The following is a 17,750-nucleotide window of genomic DNA, read 5'->3' on the forward strand; positions in this document are numbered from 1 at the left end:
GCCAGACCAACAGCTATCAAGGCGGTGGGATGATCCCACCGTCGGATTTCGAGGGCGCCATGCTGAAATTCGTTCGAACACGCGCCGTGGCCAGTCTGATCTCGCTCGTCGGGCTGCTTGTCATGGTCTTCTTCCTGTCGCGGTTGACGGGTGATCCGGCGGCTCTGTTCCTGCCGGTCGAGGCCTCCGCCGAAATGAAGGAGCAGTTCCGCGAACTGCACGGGCTGAACGATCCGCTGCTGGTGCAGTTCAGCCGCTATGTCGGCGACGTCGTCACCGGTGATTTCGGTGAGTCCCTGCGCAAGGCCCGCCCGGCGCTGGACGTGGTGCTGGAGGCTTTCACCTGGACGCTTTGGCTCGCCGTCATCACCATGACGCTGGTTGCGGGTGCTGCCATCGTCGTCGGCTCCCTTGCCGCCTTCCGCGCCGGCGGCTTCTTCGACCGGCTCGCTTCCGTCGTTTCGCTGATCGGCGCCTCGGTTCCCGATTTCTGGATCGCCATCGTTGCGATCGTCGTCTTCTCGGTCAACCTCGCCTGGCTGCCGACGTCGGGAACGGGATCATTGCTCCACTGGATCCTGCCGATCGCCGTCCTGTTCATCCGGCCCTTCGGCATCATCGTTCAGGTTGTGCGCGGCTCGATGATCGGTGCGCTCTCGTCAGCCTACGTCAAGACGGCCCGCGCCAAGGGCGTCAGATCCGGCCCGATCATCTTCGTGCACGCCTTGCGCAACGCCATGCTGCCGGTCGTCACGGTGCTCGGCGACCAGGCGGCAAGCCTGTTGAATGGCGCGGTCATCGTCGAAACGATCTTCGGCTTTCCCGGCGTTGGCAAGCTGATGATCGATTCCATCCTGCAGCGCGATTTCAATGTCGTTCTCGCCGCCATTCTTGTGACGGCGCTGGCGATCTTCGCCATGAACCTGTTGATCGACCTTGCCTATGCGCTGCTCGATCCACGCATCCGGCATTGAGGAGGCATCCCATGACCCTCGTGACCAACGACAGAGTCATCCTTGAAGAGCCGTCCTTCGCCAGGCGGATGTGGCGCATGCTGCTTGCCGACAAATTTGCCCTTTGCGCGGTTATCTTTCTCATCTTCATCCTGGTGCTTGCCATCATCGGACCGACTTGGCTTGGCGATCTCGCAACCAAGCAGAACCTGCGCGGACGCAACGCCGCGCCCTTCGACTGGGAGCGGGGATGGGTCTGGTGGATGGGGGCGGATGCGCTCGGCCGGCCACTGCTTGCCCGCATCATCGTCGCCACGCAGAACACGCTGATGGTCGCGGCCGGTGCGGTCGCTCTTTCTGCCGTAACCGGCACGTTCCTCGGCCTGATCGCCGGCTTTTCCTCGCCGCGGGTCAACCAGGTGATCATGCGGCTTGCCGATGTCATCATGTCGTTCCCGTCGCTGCTGATCGCGGTGATCGTGCTCTACATTCTCGGCTCCTCGATCCTCAACCTGATGCTGGTTCTGGCGATCACCCGCGTCCCTGTTTATCTCAGGACGACGCGGGCGGAGGTTCTGGAAATCCGCGAGCGCATGTTCGTCCAGGCCGCACGCGTGATGGGCGCATCGAAGAACCGCATCCTCTTTCGTCATATCCTGCCGGTGGTGCTGCCGACCTTGACGACGCTTGCCACGCTCGATTTCGCCTATGTCATGCTCGCCGAAAGCGCGCTGTCCTTCCTCGGCATCGGCATCCAGCCGCCGGAGATCACCTGGGGCCTGATGATCTCGCAAGGGCGACAATACCTCACCAACGCGTGGTGGCTGTCCTTCTGGCCGGGCCTTGCGATCATTCTCACCACCATGTCGCTCAACCTGCTCTCCAACTGGCTGCGCATCGCGCTCGATCCGGTGCAACGTTGGCGTCTTGAAATGAAGGGTCACAAGTATGGCTGACCATCTGCTGGAAGTCCGCAACCTGTCGGTCGAGTTCCACACCGCCGTCGGCGTGGTCAAGGCGGTCCGCAACATCTCCTATCACCTCGATCGCGGCGAGACGCTTGCGATCCTTGGCGAAAGCGGGTCTGGAAAATCGGTCTCCTCGTCGGCGATCATGAACCTGATCGACATGCCGCCAGGGCGCATCAGCTCGGGAGAAATCCTGCTCGATGGCGTCGACCTGCTGACGATGTCGGCGCACGAACGGCGCCGGATCAATGGACGCCGCGTCGCGATGATCTTTCAGGATCCGCTGAGCCATCTCAATCCGGTCTACACGGTCGGCTGGCAAATCCGCGAGGCGCTCACGACCCACGGGACCGATGCCGCAAAGGCTGCCTCGGAGGCGCTTCGCCTTCTGACGCGGGTTGGCATTCCCGACCCCGAAAACGCGCTGAACAAGTATCCGCACGAATTCTCCGGCGGTCAGCGTCAGCGCGTGATGATCGCCATGGCGCTTGCGCTTCGCCCGGATCTGCTGATCGCCGATGAGCCGACGACGGCGCTCGATGTCACCGTGCAGGCCGAGGTCCTGGCGCTTCTCGAGGAACTGCAGCAAGAGACCGGGATGGCGATCCTCATCATCACCCATGATCTCGGCGTCGTCGCCGAGGTCGCCGACCGCGTCGTGGTGATGGAAAAGGGCGTGCTGGTCGAGACCGGTACCGTGCGCGAGGTCTACAAGAACCCACAACATCCCTATACGAAAAAGCTGATTTCTGCCGCACCGGGCAAGGGTGACATGCACGCGCCAGCCGCCCGGGTAGAGCCGGTTCTGTCGGTCCACGACGTGCGCAAGCGTTATGGTTCCTTCGAGGCACTGAAGGGCATTTCCTTTGACCTCATGCCGGGAGAAACGATGGCTGTCGTCGGCGAGAGCGGCTCCGGAAAGTCGACGCTTGCCCGCATCCTGCTGCGTCTCGACGAACCGGATAGTGGCAGAGCCTTGTGGAAGGGTCGCGATCTCTTCACCATGTCTCCTGCCGAACTCTACAAGCTGCGGCGCGACCTGCAGATGGTGTTCCAGGATCCGACGCAGTCGCTCAATCCGCGCATGACCGTCTATCAGCTGATTTCCGAGGCCTGGGTCATCCATCCGGACATCCTTCCCAGGGCCAAGTGGCGCGAGCGCGTGGCCGAGCTTCTGGTGCAGGTGGGCCTTGGCCCGGAACACATGGGGCGCTATCCGCACCAGTTCTCCGGCGGCCAGCGCCAGCGCATCGCAATCGCTCGCGCACTTGCGCTCGAACCGCAACTGATCATCTGCGACGAGGCCGTTTCGGCGCTCGATGTTTCCGTGCAGGCACAGGTGATCGCACTGCTCGACGCGTTGCGCAAGGAAATGGGCATCGCGTTCATCTTCATTGCCCACGACCTGCCGGTGGTCCGCGATTTCGCCGATCACGTGATGGTCATGCAGAAAGGCGATGTCGTCGAACTCGGAACGGTACGCGACGTGTTCGAGACGCCGCGGCAAGACTATACGCGCGCGCTGCTGGCTGCCGGCCTCGACCCAGACCCCGACGTTCAGGCCGCGCACCGTGCCGCCCGTCTCCGGCGCGCCTCCTGAGACACGAGATTATTCAAAGGACGATCGAATGACCAAGCAAGCCTATGTCGCCCTCGTGACCTGCTTCAACGACGACGAAACGATCAACTACAAGGCAACGCGCGCCCAGGTCCGTCGCCAGGTGGAAGCCGGCAACAATATCATGTGCGCCGGCACCAATGGCGACTTCTCCGCACTCACGTTTGAGGAGAAGGTGCGGCTTACCGAGGAAGTTGTCGACGAGGTCGGCGGCCGCGTGAAGGTGATCGTCAATGCCGGCATGCCGGCAACTTTCGAGACTTTGAAGCTCGCGCGCGAATTCGACCGCATCGGCGTCAACGGCATCGCGGTGATTACGCCCTTCTTCATCGCCTGCACGCAGGAGGGCCTCATCCGCCATTTCTCGACAGTCGCCGATTCCGTGAAAACGCCGGTCTACCTCTACGACATTCCTGCCCGCACCCAGAACCACATCGAGCCGGAGACCGCGCGCAAGCTCGCCGGGCACGGCAATATCGCCGGCATCAAAGATTCGGGCGGCGCAAAGGAGACGCTGGAGGCCTATCTGAAGGTCGCCAAAGACGTTGACGGGTTCGAGGTCTATTCCGGTCCCGACCATCTGGTGCTCTGGGCGCTTGAGAACGGAGCCGCCGGCTGTATCTCTGGCCTCGGTAACGCCATGCCGCACGTTCTCGCAGGTATTCTCAAGGCCGTTAACGCCGGCGACCTTGCCGAGGCGGAGAAGCAACAGGCAACGTTTGCCGCCTTTCGCACCGACCTCTATGCGCTGGGATTTGCCCCTGCCATGGTCAAGCGAGCGCTCTACTTGCAGGACGCTTCCGTCGGTGCAAGCCGCCAGCCTGCGCTGCTTCCGAACGAGGAGCAGGACGATCAGATCGCCGAGATCCTTCGACGCTACCGCCTTCTGTAGACGGTCCACCGATGCTCAATCGCTTTCGCCAGGCACAAGCCCCATGGGCCAGAGCAGTCGCGCAGATCGCTCCTCGTAAATGTCGGCAAAAGCCGGCATCGTCGCGAGCAAGGACTCGGCGAGCGCAATCCCGAGATCACGCAGCGACAGGCTGAAGGAGGTCAGGCGGGGGGACAGAAACTGCGAATGCGGACTTTGGCGGCCGATGATCGCCATGTCCCGTCCAGGTCTTACTCCGGCTTCTTCCAGCCCGCGATAGAGGCCGACGGTGATCGCTTCGTTGATGAGAACGATCGCCGTCGGCCGGTTCTCAAGCGCGGTCAGTTCGCGGGCGATCTGATAGCCGCCGGCTTCGTTTGGGGTTGAACGAAAGACGTGCCGATCATCGAGGCGAAGCCCATGACGGGCAAGGGTTGCCCGGCACTGGTCCTCAAACACATAGCCGAGATTCATGTCGTCGTGCGGCCGGGTGACTGCAATGTGCTTGTGACCCCGGGAGACGAGCCGATCGATGGACGCCTCGGCCATGCCCTCGAAATCCAGGTCGAGCCAGGGCTGACCGACATCCGTCAGGCTTCGTCCAAGCGTGATGAAAGGGATCTTGCGCTTGGCCAGCAGTTCGAAGCGGGCGTCGTGGCGCCGGGTTGCCGAAAGAATGATGCCGTCGGCAAAGCCACGCGCAACGACCCGCTTCAGATAGTCGTTCGGATCCTCCTCGGAGGAGCAGAGCAGGGCGACAAGATCGAGCTTGTGACGGGCAAAGACGGTCTGAACTCCATCGAAGACGCTCATGAAGAAGGTATCGCCCTGACCGGTGATCTCGGAGCCGGTCTGCATCATGAAGCCGATGACGCCGGTCGCGCCCTTCCTGAGGGCACGGCCCGATTGATTGGCGACATAGCCAAGGGATTCGGCTGCTTCGAGAACCCTTCTTCTGGTTTCCTCGTTGACGTCGGGCTTGCCGTTCAGCGCGCGCGATACTGTACCGATCGAAATATCCAGGTGTTCGGCAAGTTCGCGAATCCCCTTCATTTTTCCGCGTTCCTCCCCAGACCCGCGACTGGTCATTTTCTCACCTCTTGACATAAAAACCCGTTGCCGCATAGTATCGTAAACGTTTACGGAAGCCAATTGAGGAGTTGCCGCTTCCGTTTCTTGGAGGAAATCACGTGAGACACAGGGCCGTTTTGTGCGGGTGCGGAGCTATGGCCAAAGGCTGGCTGAGGGCGCTGACTGAGGTCAGTGTTCTGGGCGAGAAAGTGGAGATCGTCGGCCTTGTCGATCTTGACCAGGCGACCGCGGAAGCGCTCGCCACCGAGTTCAACCTTGGCAACATCCTGATCGGCACGGACCTGCCAGAGGTTCTGCGCGGAAGCCGGGCCGACCTGCTCTTCGACATCGTCGTTCCTGCGGCGCGACGCGCGGTGGTGGCCGCCGGTCTAGCGCATGGCTGCCACGTTTTGAGCGAGAAGCCGATGGCCGCCACGCTCGATGAGGCGCGCGAATTGCGCCGGCTTGCAACCGCGGCGTCGCGCGTTCATGCCATCGTGCAGAACCGCCGCTTCATCGGCGGTGTCCGTCGTATCCGTCGCCTCATCCAGTCCGGCGCTTTGGGCGACTTGACGGCGTTGCATTGCGACTTCTTCCTCGGTCCGCATTTCGGAGGATTTCGCGAGCAAATGGACAACGTCCTGCTACTGGACATGGCCATCCACACCTTCGACGCAGCGCGCTTCATGTCCGGCAAGGAACCACTCGCGGTCTATTGCCACGAATACAACCCTCAGGGTTCCTGGTATCGCCATGGCGCCGCCGCCAACGCGATCTTCGAGTTTTCCGACAACGTCGCCTTCACCTACCGTGGTTCCTGGTGTGCTGAAGGCGCCAACACCAGCTGGGAAAGCGCGTGGCGCATCACAGGGTCGAAGGGCACGTTGCTTTGGGATGGCGGCGAGCGCTTCGAGGCCAATGTCGTCACCGGTCAGGAAGGTTTCCTGCGGGCCGTCGGGCCGATAGCCGTCCCGGAGGTCAGCGACGATGCCGACACAAATGGTCACGCGAGTGTGATCGAACATTTCATCCGCGCGATCGACGCGGGAACAGTGCCGGAAACCGACGGCAGCGACAACATCAAGAGCCTTGCCATGGTCTTCGGCGCGATCGACAGCGCGCGAGACGGCAGGCGCGTCACCATTGCAGCCTAGGGAGCCAGTCTTGAAGAACCCCAGCAAATCCATCCGCATCGGCACGATGATCTCGGCCACCAAGGGCGGTGCAGACAAACGGATCACCCAGATCGCCGACATGGGCTTTGAGAGTTTCGAGCCCTTCTTCTGGCAGACGACCAACGGTCAGGATCTCGCCGAACTCGGCAAGCGCTGCGTGGCGGCGATCGGCGACCGCGACATCACCATCTCGACCCTTGGCATGTTCGGCAATCCGCTGGAGACGACGGAGATTGACGAACAGACCTTGCAGGGCTGGCGAGACTGCATCGACAACGCCCACCACTTCGGCGCTACCTGCGTCGCCGGTTTCACTGGCCGCCTTCGCGGCAAGCCGCTGACCGACAGTCTGCCGCGCTATCGGAAAATCTGGTCAGAGCTATCAAAGCGCGCAGCCGACAGGGGTGTGAAGATCGCCTTTGAAAACTGCGCCATGGACGGCAACTGGCAGAGCGGTGACTGGAACATCGCACACAATCCGGACGCCTGGGAGCTGATCTTCAATGAGACGCCGGACGATCATATCGGGCTCGAATGGGAACCATGCCATCAGATGGTCTACCTGATCGATCCGCTGCCGCAGATCCGCAAATGGGCAAGCAAGATCTTTCACGTGCACGGCAAGGACGCGACCATCCGTTGGGACGTCATCCGCGAACACGGGATCTTCGGCAAGGAGAAATTCGTCTTCATGCGCACGCCGGGCTTCGGCGACACCAACTGGACCGACGTGATTTCCGAACTTCGGCTGGCCGGCTGGTCCGGTTCGATTGATATCGAAGGCTGGCACGACCCGGTCTATCGCGACGATCTGGAGATGACCGGCCAGGTCCATGGCCTGAATTACCTCAAGACTTGCCGGGGCGGCGACTTCGTCATCGACCCGACCTGAGACGTGCATGTCGGCCGGCATGGAGGATGCCGGCATCGGGATAACCAAAGGAGGAGAAAATGGCTATCCGCGGATCCGCAATCCTGGGCGCTCTCGCCCTTGCAGGTGTCTCTCTGTTTGGACTTTCAGCCAAGGCGGAAGATGTCACGATCAACGTCTGGTCGCTCGATCGCGACATCCAGCCCGCACCGAACCTGATAGCCGACTTCAACAAGCTGAACACCGGCATCAAGGTCGAGTATCGCCAGATCCAGTTCGACGATGTCGTCAGTGAGGCGATGCGCGCCTATTCGACCGGGCAGGCGCCCGATATCATCGCCATCGACAACCCGGAACATGCGCTCTTTTCGTCACGCGGCGCCTTCCTCGACCTGACCGAAATGATCGCAAAGTCGACCGTGGTGAAGACGTCAAACTATTTTCCGGGACCTCTCGCCTCCACCATGTGGGACGGCAAGAACTATGGCCTTCCCAAGGCGACGAACACGATTGCGCTCTACTACAACAAGGACATGTTCAAGGCGAAGGGTCTCGATCCGAACAAGCCGCCGCAGACCTGGGATGAACTGGTCGATGCGGCCCGCAAGCTGACCGATCCTTCGGCGAACGTCTACGGGCTCGCCTTCTCGGCCAAGGCCAATGAAGAGGGCACATTCCAGTTCCTGCCCTGGGTCCAGATGGCCGGCGGCAGCTACGAGCACATCAATTCGGAAGGTGCCGTCAAGGCGCTCGATATCTGGAAAACCATCATAGCCGAGAAACTGGCCTCGCCGGACACGTTGACCCGCGGGCAGTGGGATTCGACCGGCACGTTCAATTCCGGCAATGCCGCCATGGCGATCTCCGGTCCATGGGAACTCGACCGCATGGTGAGTGAGGCGAAGTTCGACTGGGGCGCCGCGCTGCTGCCGGTGCCGGAGGTCGGTGCCGAGCGCTCGTCGGCCATGGGCGATTTCAACTGGGCGATCTTTTCCAACACGCAGCATCCTGCCGAAGCGTTCAAGGTGCTGGAGTATTTCGCCTCCCAGGACGATCGCATGTTCAAGGATTTCGGACAGCTGCCGGCTCGATCCGACATTGCGATCCCTGAGACGGGTGTGCCGTTGAAGGATGCGGCCCTCAAGGTCTTCATCGAGCAGCTCAAATTCGCAAAGCCGCGTGGACCCCATCCGGAATGGCCGAAGATTTCCAAGGCCATCCAGGACGCAATCCAGGCGGCCCTGACCGGACAGATGACGTCGAAGGAAGCCCTCGACCAGGCGGCTGAAAAGATAAAGGCGGTCCTTGGCTAAAGCCTCTGGCAAGGCGGCCTGCAGGCTTCCGGATCGACCGGAACGGCAGGCCGCCTTCCACAAGCGCTAATCCCATTGAGGCGCTCGGGCGGAAAAACCGCAAAACCATGCCGGCGAGGCCGGCGTGCTTCTGGTCGTTCTAGTTTGCAGGCCGGGTTGTGCGAGCGGTGTATGCTGGCGCCTTGGCGGCGGAGGAGCTCATGAAACGCTTTCTATCCAGCATCATCGACGGCCGCGGCTTCGACATCGGCCTTGTCAGTCTGCCGCTTGCCTTCTTGCTCACGCTCTCCGGTCTGCCGCTGCTCTACAACATCGTCATGAGCTTTCAGGAGGTCGACATGTTCAGCCTCGGCAGCTTCTGGCGTCCCTTCGTCGGCTTCAAGAACTACCGTGATCTGTTCGCTCAGCCGGAAACGTGGCCGATACTGGCCAACACCGCGACTTTTGTCGTCGCCTCGATCGTTGGCCAGTTTCTCGTCGGTTTCGGCCTGGCATTGTTCTTCTGGACGAATTTTCCGGGTGCCTCATGGCTACGGGGACTTTTCCTGGTGTCTTGGGTGATGCCCGGGCTTGTAGTCGGTGCGATCTGGAACTGGATCCTCTCGGGCGACTTCGGCGTGCTCAACTTTATCCTGCGCGAAACGGGCCTCATCGACGGCAATATCTTCTGGCGTTCGGACCCCGGCTTTTCGCTCTGGGCCGTCATCATCGCAAATATCTGGCTCGGCACGTCCTTCAACATGATCCTTCTGTCCGTCGGCCTGTCGGCCATCCCACGGGATCTCTACGAGGCATCCGAACTGGACGGCGCCAATGTCTGGCAGCGCTTCTGGACGATCACCCTGCCGATGATGCGCTCGTCCATCGGGGCGATTATCGCACTCGGACTGATTTTCACGCTGCAGCAATTCGATCTTTTCGCCGCCATCACCTCGGGAGGACCGAACAATGCTTCGAACGTCACGCAATACTGGGCCTGGGATTTGTCGTTCCGACAGTACGATTTCGCCAAGGGCGCGACGATTTCCGTGATCATGATCGTCTTCGTGATGATTGCATCGGTCGTCTACGTGCGCTCCACACGGCATGAGGTGCGCGGATGAGCCATCAAACCCGCGACCGTCTGCTGCTCGCAATCGCGATCATTCTCGCCGGCATTTACCTGTTTCCGCTCTACTGGATGTACATCACCACGATCAAATCAGGATCGGAGATGTTTGCGACACCGCCGACCTTCTGGCCGACCGATCCCCAATGGCAGATCTTCGGCAACGTCTGGCAAAGCCGCAACATGGGCCGGTACGTCTGGAATTCTCTGGTCATCGCCTGCGGAGCGGTCAGTGTCATAACCGTTCTCGGTGTCGGCTGCGCCTATGTGCTTGCGCGTTATCGCAACATCTGGGTCGACATCGGGCTCTTCCTCATTCTCATGCTCCAGGTGCTTCCGGCCTCACTGATGGTCACGCCGATCTTCGTCGGTTTCTCTCAGATCGGGCTGCTCAATTATCCGCGCCTTGCGGTGATCCTTGCGATCGCGGCGAAAAGCATGCCGTTCTTCGTCGTTCTGGTGCGCGCGACCTTCATGAGCGTGCCGCAGGAATTGGAGGAGGCAGCCCTTGTCGACGGCAACTCGAGGGTTGGCGCCTTCTTCAACATCGTCCTGCCGCTGGCACGAAACGGTATCCTCGTCAGCGCCATCCTGATTTTCATGCAGGCCTTCGGAGAGTTCGTTTATTCGAAATCGATGATCCAGGCCGTCGAACTGCAACCGGCAAGCGTCGGATTGAATTCCTTCATGGGGCCGAACACCAACGAGTGGAACAATATCATGGCCTATGCGGCGATCTACGTGACTCCCATCCTCGCCATCTTCGTCCTCCTGCAACGCCGCATCGTCTCAGGCCTTACCTCGGGAGCGCTCAAATGACCGCCCAGATCGAACTGACCAACGTCAACAAGTATTATGGCGCCTACCATGCGCTGAAGGACATCGAGCTTTCGATCCGCAAAGGCAGCTTCACCGCCCTTGTCGGCCCTTCCGGCTGCGGGAAGTCGACGCTGCTGCGGTCGCTGGCCGGCCTGGAGAGCATTTCGTCCGGCACGCTGAAAATCGCCAGCGAGGTCATGAACGCGGTGCCCCCGCGCAAGCGCGACGTGGCGATGGTTTTCCAATCCTATGCGCTCTACCCGCACATGACGGTCGAGGAAAACCTGACCTACAGCCTGCGCATCAAGGGCGTTGCCAAGGCTGAACGCAAGAAGGCGGCAAATGAGGTCGCTGCGGTGACCGGGCTTACGCACCTGCTCGGACGCTATCCGCGTGAGCTTTCCGGCGGCCAGCGTCAGCGCGTGGCGATGAGCCGGGCGATCATCCGCCATCCCAAGGCGTTTTTGTTCGACGAGCCGCTTTCCAATCTCGATGCAGCCCTCCGCGTCCACATGCGCAAGGAAATCCGCGCGTTGCACGACCGCTTGGGGGCGACATCGGTCTATGTCACCCACGACCAGGTCGAAGCGATGACGATGGCGGACCATGTCGTCATCATGCGCGATGGCGTCATCGAGCAACAGGGCAGCCCCCTTCAGCTCTACGACCGGCCTGCCAACAAGTTCGTGGCCGGGTTTATCGGCTCCCCGGCCATGAATTTCCTGCCGGCCGTCGGCGGGCAAGATGGGCGATCGATCATTCTCGATCTCGGAATCAAACAGACGATCGCCCTAGATCGGGCCGTGCAGCCAGGGCGGCCCCTGATTGTCGGCCTGCGTCCGGAGCACATCGAACTTGCTGAGGCGGGTGAGGGCGTTCTCTCGGCGCCAGTGGCACTGGTCGAATCGACCGGAGCGACATGTTTTCTGACGATGCAAACGACACCTGAGCTTTCAGTGGTGTTCAACGGGCGATCGGAGGCACGCGCCGGCGACAGGGTCGGGCTGAACTTTGCATCCGCCAGCATTCATCTTTTCGACGCGGACACGGAACGGCGCTTGCCTGACTGAGGGCAGGTGCCAATCAGCGGCAGCGCCTGCGTGCTTCACTCTGCCGTTTCCGGCTCGCGCATGACCGGATTTGGAGCCAGCGCCGCGCTTCATAAGATGCACGTCGGTACTGGCCGAACCTGATCGTCGGGCTATGCGTGAGGATAGTTGCTGTAGATCAAGGAACGGCATAGCTCTTCCCTGTAGCTACCGATTGTCCTAACGGACATTCTGAAATCCCAAGGGGAGAGTGATTGTGGTGAGGATACGCAACGGTTTGGGATTGGCGTTCGTCGCTGCCTGCCTGTTCGTCCTGCAATCGTTCGTCGGCGCATTTGCTGCAAGCGCAATGCAAGCCTCCCCACAAAGCGACGCCTTCGGCAATCCCCTCTGCCTAACTGTAGACCATGCAAACACCGGCGATTCCGACGGCGGCCACGCTATTCTCGCCGATTGCTGCCTGCTTGGATGCGGTCCTTCGGCTCAATTGCTAGCCGCCACGCCAAATCCGGACGGGTATGTTCCAATCCTGGTCTACTCTGGCTCGCTGAAGCTGCCGCTGGCGAGGGATCCAGTTCCTGCTCGCCAGCATCTTCCGGGCTATCCTCGGGCTCCCCCAGCACTGATCGCCTGATCGTTTCCGCCTCAGTACCTTGTCTAATCTTCTCGGGCGCCGGGCAATGTCCCCGTCCGTCTGCATTGCCGGCCTCGATCGGAACGCTCTGGGCGCATCCGCGGGGCGACCCGTGAATGACTGAGTCCGTTCCGGGCAAGAGCGATGTCGAAGAACAGAGAGAGTTCTTGCGCAACGATCACCGTCCGCGATAGCCGCGCCGGTACTTTTCCCGCTCACTGCATCCAACACCCGAGGCGCGGTGCCAGACATTCCCTCGGACCTTGCTGAAACATTCAAACAGGCAACAAGATACCCAACCCTAAGGAGAAAACCAAATGTTGCGGAAATTGATAGCGACTGCTGCTCTCATTGGAATGAGCGCTACGGCAGCCTTTGCCCACTCAACGCTCGAAGTAACAGAGGCGCATGTTGGGGCGTCCTACAAGGCCGTTATCCGCGTCCCGCATGGCTGCGAAGGCAAGCCGACGATTGCCGTGCGCGTTCAGGTTCCGGAGGGGATGATTGCGGCCAAGCCGATGCCAAAGCCGGGTTGGACCGTGGAGAAGATCAAGGGCGCCTACGAGAAGTCCTATGACTACTTTGGCACCCCGATGAAAGACGGCGTGAAGGAGATCGTCTGGAAGGGCGGCAGCCTTGCCGACGACGAGTACGACGAGTTTGTATTCCGTGCGTTTGTGACCGACAGCCTTCCTGTCGGCAACAGCATCTACGTGCCGATCGTGCAGGAATGCACAGACGGTGCGACTGAACGCTGGATTGAGATCCCGGCTGCAGGCAAGTCGAGTGACGACCTGGAATTCCCAGCGCCCGGGATCAAGCTCCTTGAAAAGAAGAGCGGTCACTGATCGAGAGTGGCTCAGACAAAAGGCTAGCCGGAGAGCACGCATGGCGTTTCTGCCACCTAACTTGTCTCGCCTTGCGAGGCTGCTGGCACTTACGCTGTGCGGGCTTCTCCTGCAGATCGCCCTGGCCTATGCGCATGCGTCGCTCAACTCGAGCGACCCCGAAGACGGCGCGGTCCTCACTGCTGCGCCGTCTGAGTTTCTGCTGACATTCAGCGAACCAGTGTCGCGGCTCTCGCTCAAACTTGTTCGGCCCGACGGCACGACGCTCACGCTTGGTCGCCACGAAGTGAAGGACCAGGCCGTCGAGATCGAGGCGCCGACCTCTCTCGGCCGTGGCACGCATGTGCTCAGTTGGCGTGTGACGTCCGCGGACGGGCATCCGATCGGCGGATCCGTCGTGTTTTCGATCGGCGTCACGAGCGCTGCGCCGCCGCCAGTCGCAGAGGAGATCGACTGGGCGGTTCGAATTGGCGTCCTTGCATCAAGGTTTGCGCTCTACGCTGGCCTTTTTATCGGCGTGGGCGGAGTGTTTTCGTTGTGTTGGCTTCTCAGCGGCAATCGAGCTGGACGCCACCTCGTTGCCGCCGCGCTCGCAATTGGCCTCCTCGGCGCCATTGTTGGTGTCGGTTTCCAGGGGCTCGATGCACTGGGCGTTTCCGCGACACAAATTGTCGATCCCGTTGTGTGGTCCACGGCGATGGCGACGACGTTCGGGCCTACGGCAATCGTCGCGTTGATCGCCTTCCTTGCCGCTGCGGTCGCCCTTCTCGACAAAGGCCCGTTTGCCCGCTCGTTGTCGCTCGCTGCCCTGATCCTTTCACCTGCCGCCTTGGCGCTCAGCGGCCATGCCGCCGCGGCCACGCCGCAATGGCTCATGCGTCCCGCGGTCTTCCTGCATGCCATCACAATCAGTTTCTGGGCGGGGGCGCTGGCTCCGCTTGGCCTCGCGCTCCGACGAGGTGATCCGGCAGCTATTGCTGCACTGCGCCGTTTCTCGGCGTCCATCCCTCCCGTGCTCGTTGTGCTGATAGTGGCGGGAGTCGTCTTGGCCGTTGTGCAGGTCGAGAAGCCTCTAGCCCTCGTCGATACGGCCTATGGCCAGGTGTTCCTCGTCAAACTGGTTCTTCTCGCGGGCTTGTTCGTGGTGGCGGCCGTCAATCGTTGGCGCTTGACCGTGCCGGCAGCCGCCAGCGATGGCAGGGCAACCAGCCGGCTGGTTCGTTCGATCGCTGCAGAAACCCTGATCATGCTCTTGATTTTCGCGACGGCCGCTTGCTGGCGTGTCACCCCACCGCCACGGGCCTTAGCTGCCCTGGCCGCTTCGCCCGCGATCGCTCACATTCACGCTGACAGGGCGATGGCCTATGTTCAATTGACACCTGGACGCGCCGGAGACGTTGAGGTTTCAATCGAAATCCTGACTGGCGAGTTCGAAAAGCTCGACGCGAAAGAGGTGACGCTTATTCTTTCCAAACCCGATTCCGGCATCGAGCCGTTCAAGCGAGGAGCGGTGCGACGCGGAGCAACGGAATGGCGCATTGAGCATGTGACCATCCCATTAGCGGGCACCTGGCAGGTGCGTGTCGATATCCTGATCAGTGATTTCGAGAAGGTAAGTCTCGAGGATCAGATCAATCTGGGGCCGTGATCTCAGCTTAAGTCCCGTGGATGGGTACTATGCCCGTAGACGTGGCCGGGCAGTGTGGCGGGCGGCTTCTTCCAGCACCTCTTCTGCCCGCTGGTTGAGACTCTTTCCCGAAAGCTCAGCAGCAACAGCTGCTTGGCGATGGACTTCGAGATCGACACGAAAACATCATCTTCGCGGAACAGGGTCTTTGCGGTTCCTTGCCTATTTTCGTACAGGCTTCGAGGTAGTCATCGACGGCCTCTTGGAAAGCCTTCTTAAGCTCAGCGACGTTGTCGCCGGGAAAGTCGAAAAACACTTCGTCTTCCTCGCCGCCTGCACGGGCACTGTGGTTGCGCAGGCCGAGAGGGACACGCGGATTACGTGGCCCTATGCGCCGAAAAAGCCGGGTAGATCGGGTTTGGCGGCCATCAACGCTATTATCAGAGCGAAAAGCGAAATCGACGCCAGGCGGCCGCCCAAAGCGCGCTTGTTTCCCAGAAGCGTGCGAACTGCCAATTTGTCGATTGTGCCTTGAAGGGCTGGATGCACCTGTGCCTCCCATGGCCGCACGAACCTGCTTTCGACAGCCATCAAGGCGGCGATCAGGGTGAATGACACCAATAACCAAGGTGTCGATAGCGACCATCCACCCAAAACGATGAGCCCGATTCCTCCAGCAATCCCTATGCCAGTGAGTACGCCTGCAATCCTGTTGGCGATCAGGGCCAACTTCGCGGCTCCGATTTGCCCTCGCCAGGCGAAAATGAAAAGGAGCTCCCTTGCTGCAAACAGCAGAAATGCCGTGCCCATGGCTGCGGCATGAATCATCACGACGTTTGCATACATCTTTGTTACCTTGGTCCGGGGCTTCGAGAAGCGGCAGCTTAACCGCTCGTGCGGCAGTTTGATTTCGACGCGAGGCTGGTTCTGGTTGTCAGAATTGCTGCGCTTAGACCCCAATTGTGAGCTATCACTCGCAAAAATCTACTCGCGTTCGAGAAGCCGTCGATGCGACCGCTGCCCTTCAGATTTCGCCCGGTAATTCGCGCCGTTAGCCGCCCTACATTCACGGGGCGAGGTCAAGTCACGAAGGGCCCTGCTCGCATCTTTGATGTCTGCCGCCCGAAGAACGCTACTTCAGGTAGCGCGTGATCAGCGTTGCCACTTCGTTGACGAAGGCCTGAACGTTCCCATCGTTCAGTCTCTCGGGACTATCGATCACGGCTCCGTGCGTCAGCGCTTCCGTGGAACTGACGCAAATGTAGGCGGCCAGGTCCAGATCCATCGGCCGCAGTTCGGCTTTGCGCAATTCGAGGTAAGCCCTGATCAGCGTGTAGAACTCTCTGTCAAAGCCATCGATCGTGCCGATTCGTCCTGCGCGTGGCGTTTCCTCCACCAAAACCCGGTGAAGGTCCGGGTTCACACGATGCGCATCGATCATCGTCTTGACCAGCTCGCGCACCGCACTGTCGATCGGCAGCGCCGCTACCTTGGCGAGGGTACCCCGCAAGACATCCACCATCTCGCTCTTGTGTCGTTCTATGACGGCAATGACGAGCGCTTCCTTGCTCGGAAAATATTGATAAAGAGAGCCGATGCTGACGCCTGCCTCGTCGGCAATCCGATTTGTGTTGGCTCGATCAAATCCTTCTTTGATCAAGACACGAGCCGTCGCCTCGACCAGGACCTCGATCATCGCGCGCGAGCGTTGCTGCGAAGCGGTTTTTCGTGGCGTCAGGAGAGCTTTCTTGTCCATTCGGCACTGATCCGGTCGCGGCGGCCCACCTTCAATTGGCGATCGATAGCGACTGACGTGGCGTTTCCATTGGCGAGAAGCCGAAGCGTTTCTTATAGCAGGTGGCAAAATACTGGCTCGATGAGAAGCCGCAATCAAAGGCGATGTTGGTGACGGATTGTGCGCTGCTTTCGAGAAGTTTTCGTGCGGCATTGAGCCGGAGCGTTTGAAGGTAGCGGACCGGCGTCATGTTGGTCAGCACCTGGCAATGCTGCGAAAATTGCGTTCGGGAAAGATTGCATTCCGCGGCCATGTTCTCCAGCGTCCAGTCCTCGTCGAGCGCATGGCGTAGCCGCTTCAGGAAGATCTCGACCGTGCGCTTGGAACTTGCGAGAGCAAGATCAAGGACCGGCGCCTGGCTTTCCAGCATCTGGCGGAATTGCAGCAGCATCATCGAAATCAAGAGGCGCAGATGCGCTTCCCCGCCCTCGATATCGCCGCCTGCCACCACGTCGTGGATATCGAGGAAGGTGCGGGCGACCTCGCGTGAGGCGTTGTAGGAAATCTGTTCGTTCTTCGACAGAAGTTCGCTTAGCCGTTTTCTGTCGCGCTCCGGCCAGCCGATCCACTCGGGCCAGAGCCAGGTTTCGTGCGGGCGCCGTACGCCCATATCCATGAGCACCCAGATGATGTGGCTGGCGCCGACATTGGGATCGCCGAGTGCGTGCAGCTGCCAGGGCCGCACGACGAACATCTGGCCTTCGTTGATGGTCGTCCTGCGGCCATCCATGGTTATCGTCAGTGAGCCGCGTGCCAGATAGGCGATCTTGACCCCCTCGTTGCAATGTTCGCGCAGCCCCCAGTCCTGTGGGGTCGTCGCATCCCATCCACCGACGGAACAGACCTGCGGCAGCGCCGCGCCGAGGTCGATGCCAGGATAGCCGCGTCGCGTCCAGGCGTTGAGCGACACCTGGCCGGCAAGCGAGGCCTTCATCAGGTCCTGGCAATTGCCCGCATAGAGCAGGGCGCCCGGCTCGCGGAAGACCGCGGGCCGATTGACCGCCCGTTCGTTGCTGCTCCTCGTCATGCT

General features: G+C 60.7%; 17 protein-coding genes and 1 pseudogene. 13 read left to right on the forward strand and 5 right to left on the reverse strand.

The annotated features are described in order from the left end of the window. Nucleotides 1-59 precede the first annotated feature (59 nt). The 4 genes from XB14_RS26090 to XB14_RS26105 are packed head-to-tail and all read left to right on the forward strand — an operon-like array spanning nucleotide 60 to nucleotide 4,431. On the forward strand, nucleotides 60-974 hold the full coding sequence (locus XB14_RS26090; RefSeq protein WP_077967717.1) for an ABC transporter permease: 915 nt from the start codon (nucleotides 60-62) through the stop codon (nucleotides 972-974). Nucleotides 975-985: 11 nt separating this feature from the next. Further along, on the forward strand, nucleotides 986-1,909 hold the full coding sequence (locus tag XB14_RS26095) for an ABC transporter permease (RefSeq protein WP_077965959.1): 924 nt from the start codon (nucleotides 986-988) through the stop codon (nucleotides 1,907-1,909). Further along, nucleotides 1,902-3,521 (forward strand): ABC transporter ATP-binding protein, encoded by a 1,620-nt coding sequence (locus XB14_RS26100; RefSeq protein ID WP_077965964.1) that lies wholly within the window; start codon nucleotides 1,902-1,904, stop codon nucleotides 3,519-3,521. The genes XB14_RS26095 and XB14_RS26100 overlap by 8 nt, the downstream gene beginning before the upstream one ends. 28 nt (nucleotides 3,522-3,549) lie before the next feature. Further along, nucleotides 3,550-4,431, forward strand: coding sequence for a dihydrodipicolinate synthase family protein (locus tag XB14_RS26105; protein ID WP_077965972.1), 882 nt, complete (start codon nucleotides 3,550-3,552; stop codon nucleotides 4,429-4,431). A 15-nt stretch (nucleotides 4,432-4,446) separates the two neighbouring features. On the opposite strand, the gene XB14_RS26110 is transcribed toward XB14_RS26105, so the two are convergent. Next, entirely contained in the window at nucleotides 4,447-5,463 is a 1,017-nt protein-coding gene (locus XB14_RS26110; RefSeq protein WP_077965974.1) for a LacI family DNA-binding transcriptional regulator, read from the reverse strand. Nucleotides 5,464-5,600: 137 nt separating this feature from the next. Between XB14_RS26110 and XB14_RS26115 the strand changes: the two genes are divergently transcribed. From XB14_RS26115 to XB14_RS26155, 9 genes are all read left to right on the forward strand, one after another. Continuing rightward, nucleotides 5,601-6,635 carry a Gfo/Idh/MocA family protein gene (locus XB14_RS26115; protein ID WP_077965976.1) on the forward strand — a complete coding sequence of 345 codons (1,035 nt, stop codon included), beginning with the start codon at nucleotides 5,601-5,603 and terminating at the stop codon, nucleotides 6,633-6,635. Nucleotides 6,636-6,645: 10 nt separating this feature from the next. Next, on the forward strand, nucleotides 6,646-7,548 hold the full coding sequence (locus XB14_RS26120) for a sugar phosphate isomerase/epimerase family protein (protein ID WP_077965978.1): 903 nt from the start codon (nucleotides 6,646-6,648) through the stop codon (nucleotides 7,546-7,548). A 59-nt stretch (nucleotides 7,549-7,607) separates the two neighbouring features. Next, nucleotides 7,608-8,840 (forward strand): ABC transporter substrate-binding protein, encoded by a 1,233-nt coding sequence (locus XB14_RS26125; protein ID WP_077965980.1) that lies wholly within the window; start codon nucleotides 7,608-7,610, stop codon nucleotides 8,838-8,840. A 200-nt stretch (nucleotides 8,841-9,040) separates the two neighbouring features. Beyond that, nucleotides 9,041-9,943, forward strand: a complete 903-nt coding sequence (locus XB14_RS26130; protein ID WP_077965982.1) for a carbohydrate ABC transporter permease — start codon at nucleotides 9,041-9,043, stop codon at nucleotides 9,941-9,943. Further along, nucleotides 9,940-10,767 carry a carbohydrate ABC transporter permease gene (locus tag XB14_RS26135; protein ID WP_077965984.1) on the forward strand — a complete coding sequence of 276 codons (828 nt, stop codon included), beginning with the start codon at nucleotides 9,940-9,942 and terminating at the stop codon, nucleotides 10,765-10,767. Before XB14_RS26130 ends, XB14_RS26135 begins: the two co-directional genes overlap by 4 nt. Continuing rightward, on the forward strand, nucleotides 10,764-11,837 hold the full coding sequence (locus tag XB14_RS26140) for an ABC transporter ATP-binding protein (protein WP_077965986.1): 1,074 nt from the start codon (nucleotides 10,764-10,766) through the stop codon (nucleotides 11,835-11,837). The genes XB14_RS26135 and XB14_RS26140 overlap by 4 nt, the downstream gene beginning before the upstream one ends. A 238-nt stretch (nucleotides 11,838-12,075) precedes the next feature. Beyond that, nucleotides 12,076-12,450: a hypothetical protein gene (locus XB14_RS33375; protein WP_179119675.1), complete on the forward strand. Its 375-nt coding sequence runs from the start codon at nucleotides 12,076-12,078 to the stop codon at nucleotides 12,448-12,450. 317 nt (nucleotides 12,451-12,767) lie between these two features. Next, complete coding sequence (locus XB14_RS26150; RefSeq protein ID WP_077965988.1) at nucleotides 12,768-13,298, forward strand: YcnI family protein; 531 nt, start codon at nucleotides 12,768-12,770, stop codon at nucleotides 13,296-13,298. A gap of 40 nt (nucleotides 13,299-13,338) precedes the next feature. Beyond that, the gene (locus tag XB14_RS26155) at nucleotides 13,339-14,946 is read left to right on the forward strand and encodes a copper resistance CopC/CopD family protein (RefSeq protein ID WP_077965990.1); all 1,608 of its coding nucleotides are present in this window, start codon (nucleotides 13,339-13,341) and stop codon (nucleotides 14,944-14,946) included. A 27-nt stretch (nucleotides 14,947-14,973) separates the two neighbouring features. Here XB14_RS26155 and XB14_RS26160 read toward each other — a convergent pair. The 4 genes and pseudogenes from XB14_RS26160 to XB14_RS26170 all read right to left on the reverse strand — a co-directional run bounded on the left by XB14_RS26160 (nucleotide 14,974) and on the right by XB14_RS26170 (nucleotide 17,747). Next, a pseudogene (locus XB14_RS26160) lies at nucleotides 14,974-15,283 on the reverse strand (type II toxin-antitoxin system HicB family antitoxin). A 29-nt stretch (nucleotides 15,284-15,312) separates the two neighbouring features. Beyond that, a complete protein-coding gene (locus XB14_RS33380) occupies nucleotides 15,313-15,771 on the reverse strand; it encodes a hypothetical protein (protein WP_179119664.1) in 459 nt (152 codons plus the stop codon). Between the two features lie 286 nt (nucleotides 15,772-16,057). Continuing rightward, nucleotides 16,058-16,681 (reverse strand): TetR/AcrR family transcriptional regulator, encoded by a 624-nt coding sequence (locus tag XB14_RS26165; protein WP_077965992.1) that lies wholly within the window; start codon nucleotides 16,679-16,681, stop codon nucleotides 16,058-16,060. 31 nt (nucleotides 16,682-16,712) lie between these two features. Beyond that, complete coding sequence (locus XB14_RS26170; protein WP_077965994.1) at nucleotides 16,713-17,747, reverse strand: AraC family transcriptional regulator; 1,035 nt, start codon at nucleotides 17,745-17,747, stop codon at nucleotides 16,713-16,715. Nucleotides 17,748-17,750: the final 3 nt, after the last annotated feature.

Origin of the sequence: Ensifer adhaerens (assembly GCF_002007205.1) — a bacterium.
Classification (GTDB): domain Bacteria; phylum Pseudomonadota; class Alphaproteobacteria; order Rhizobiales; family Rhizobiaceae; genus Ensifer; species Ensifer adhaerens_D.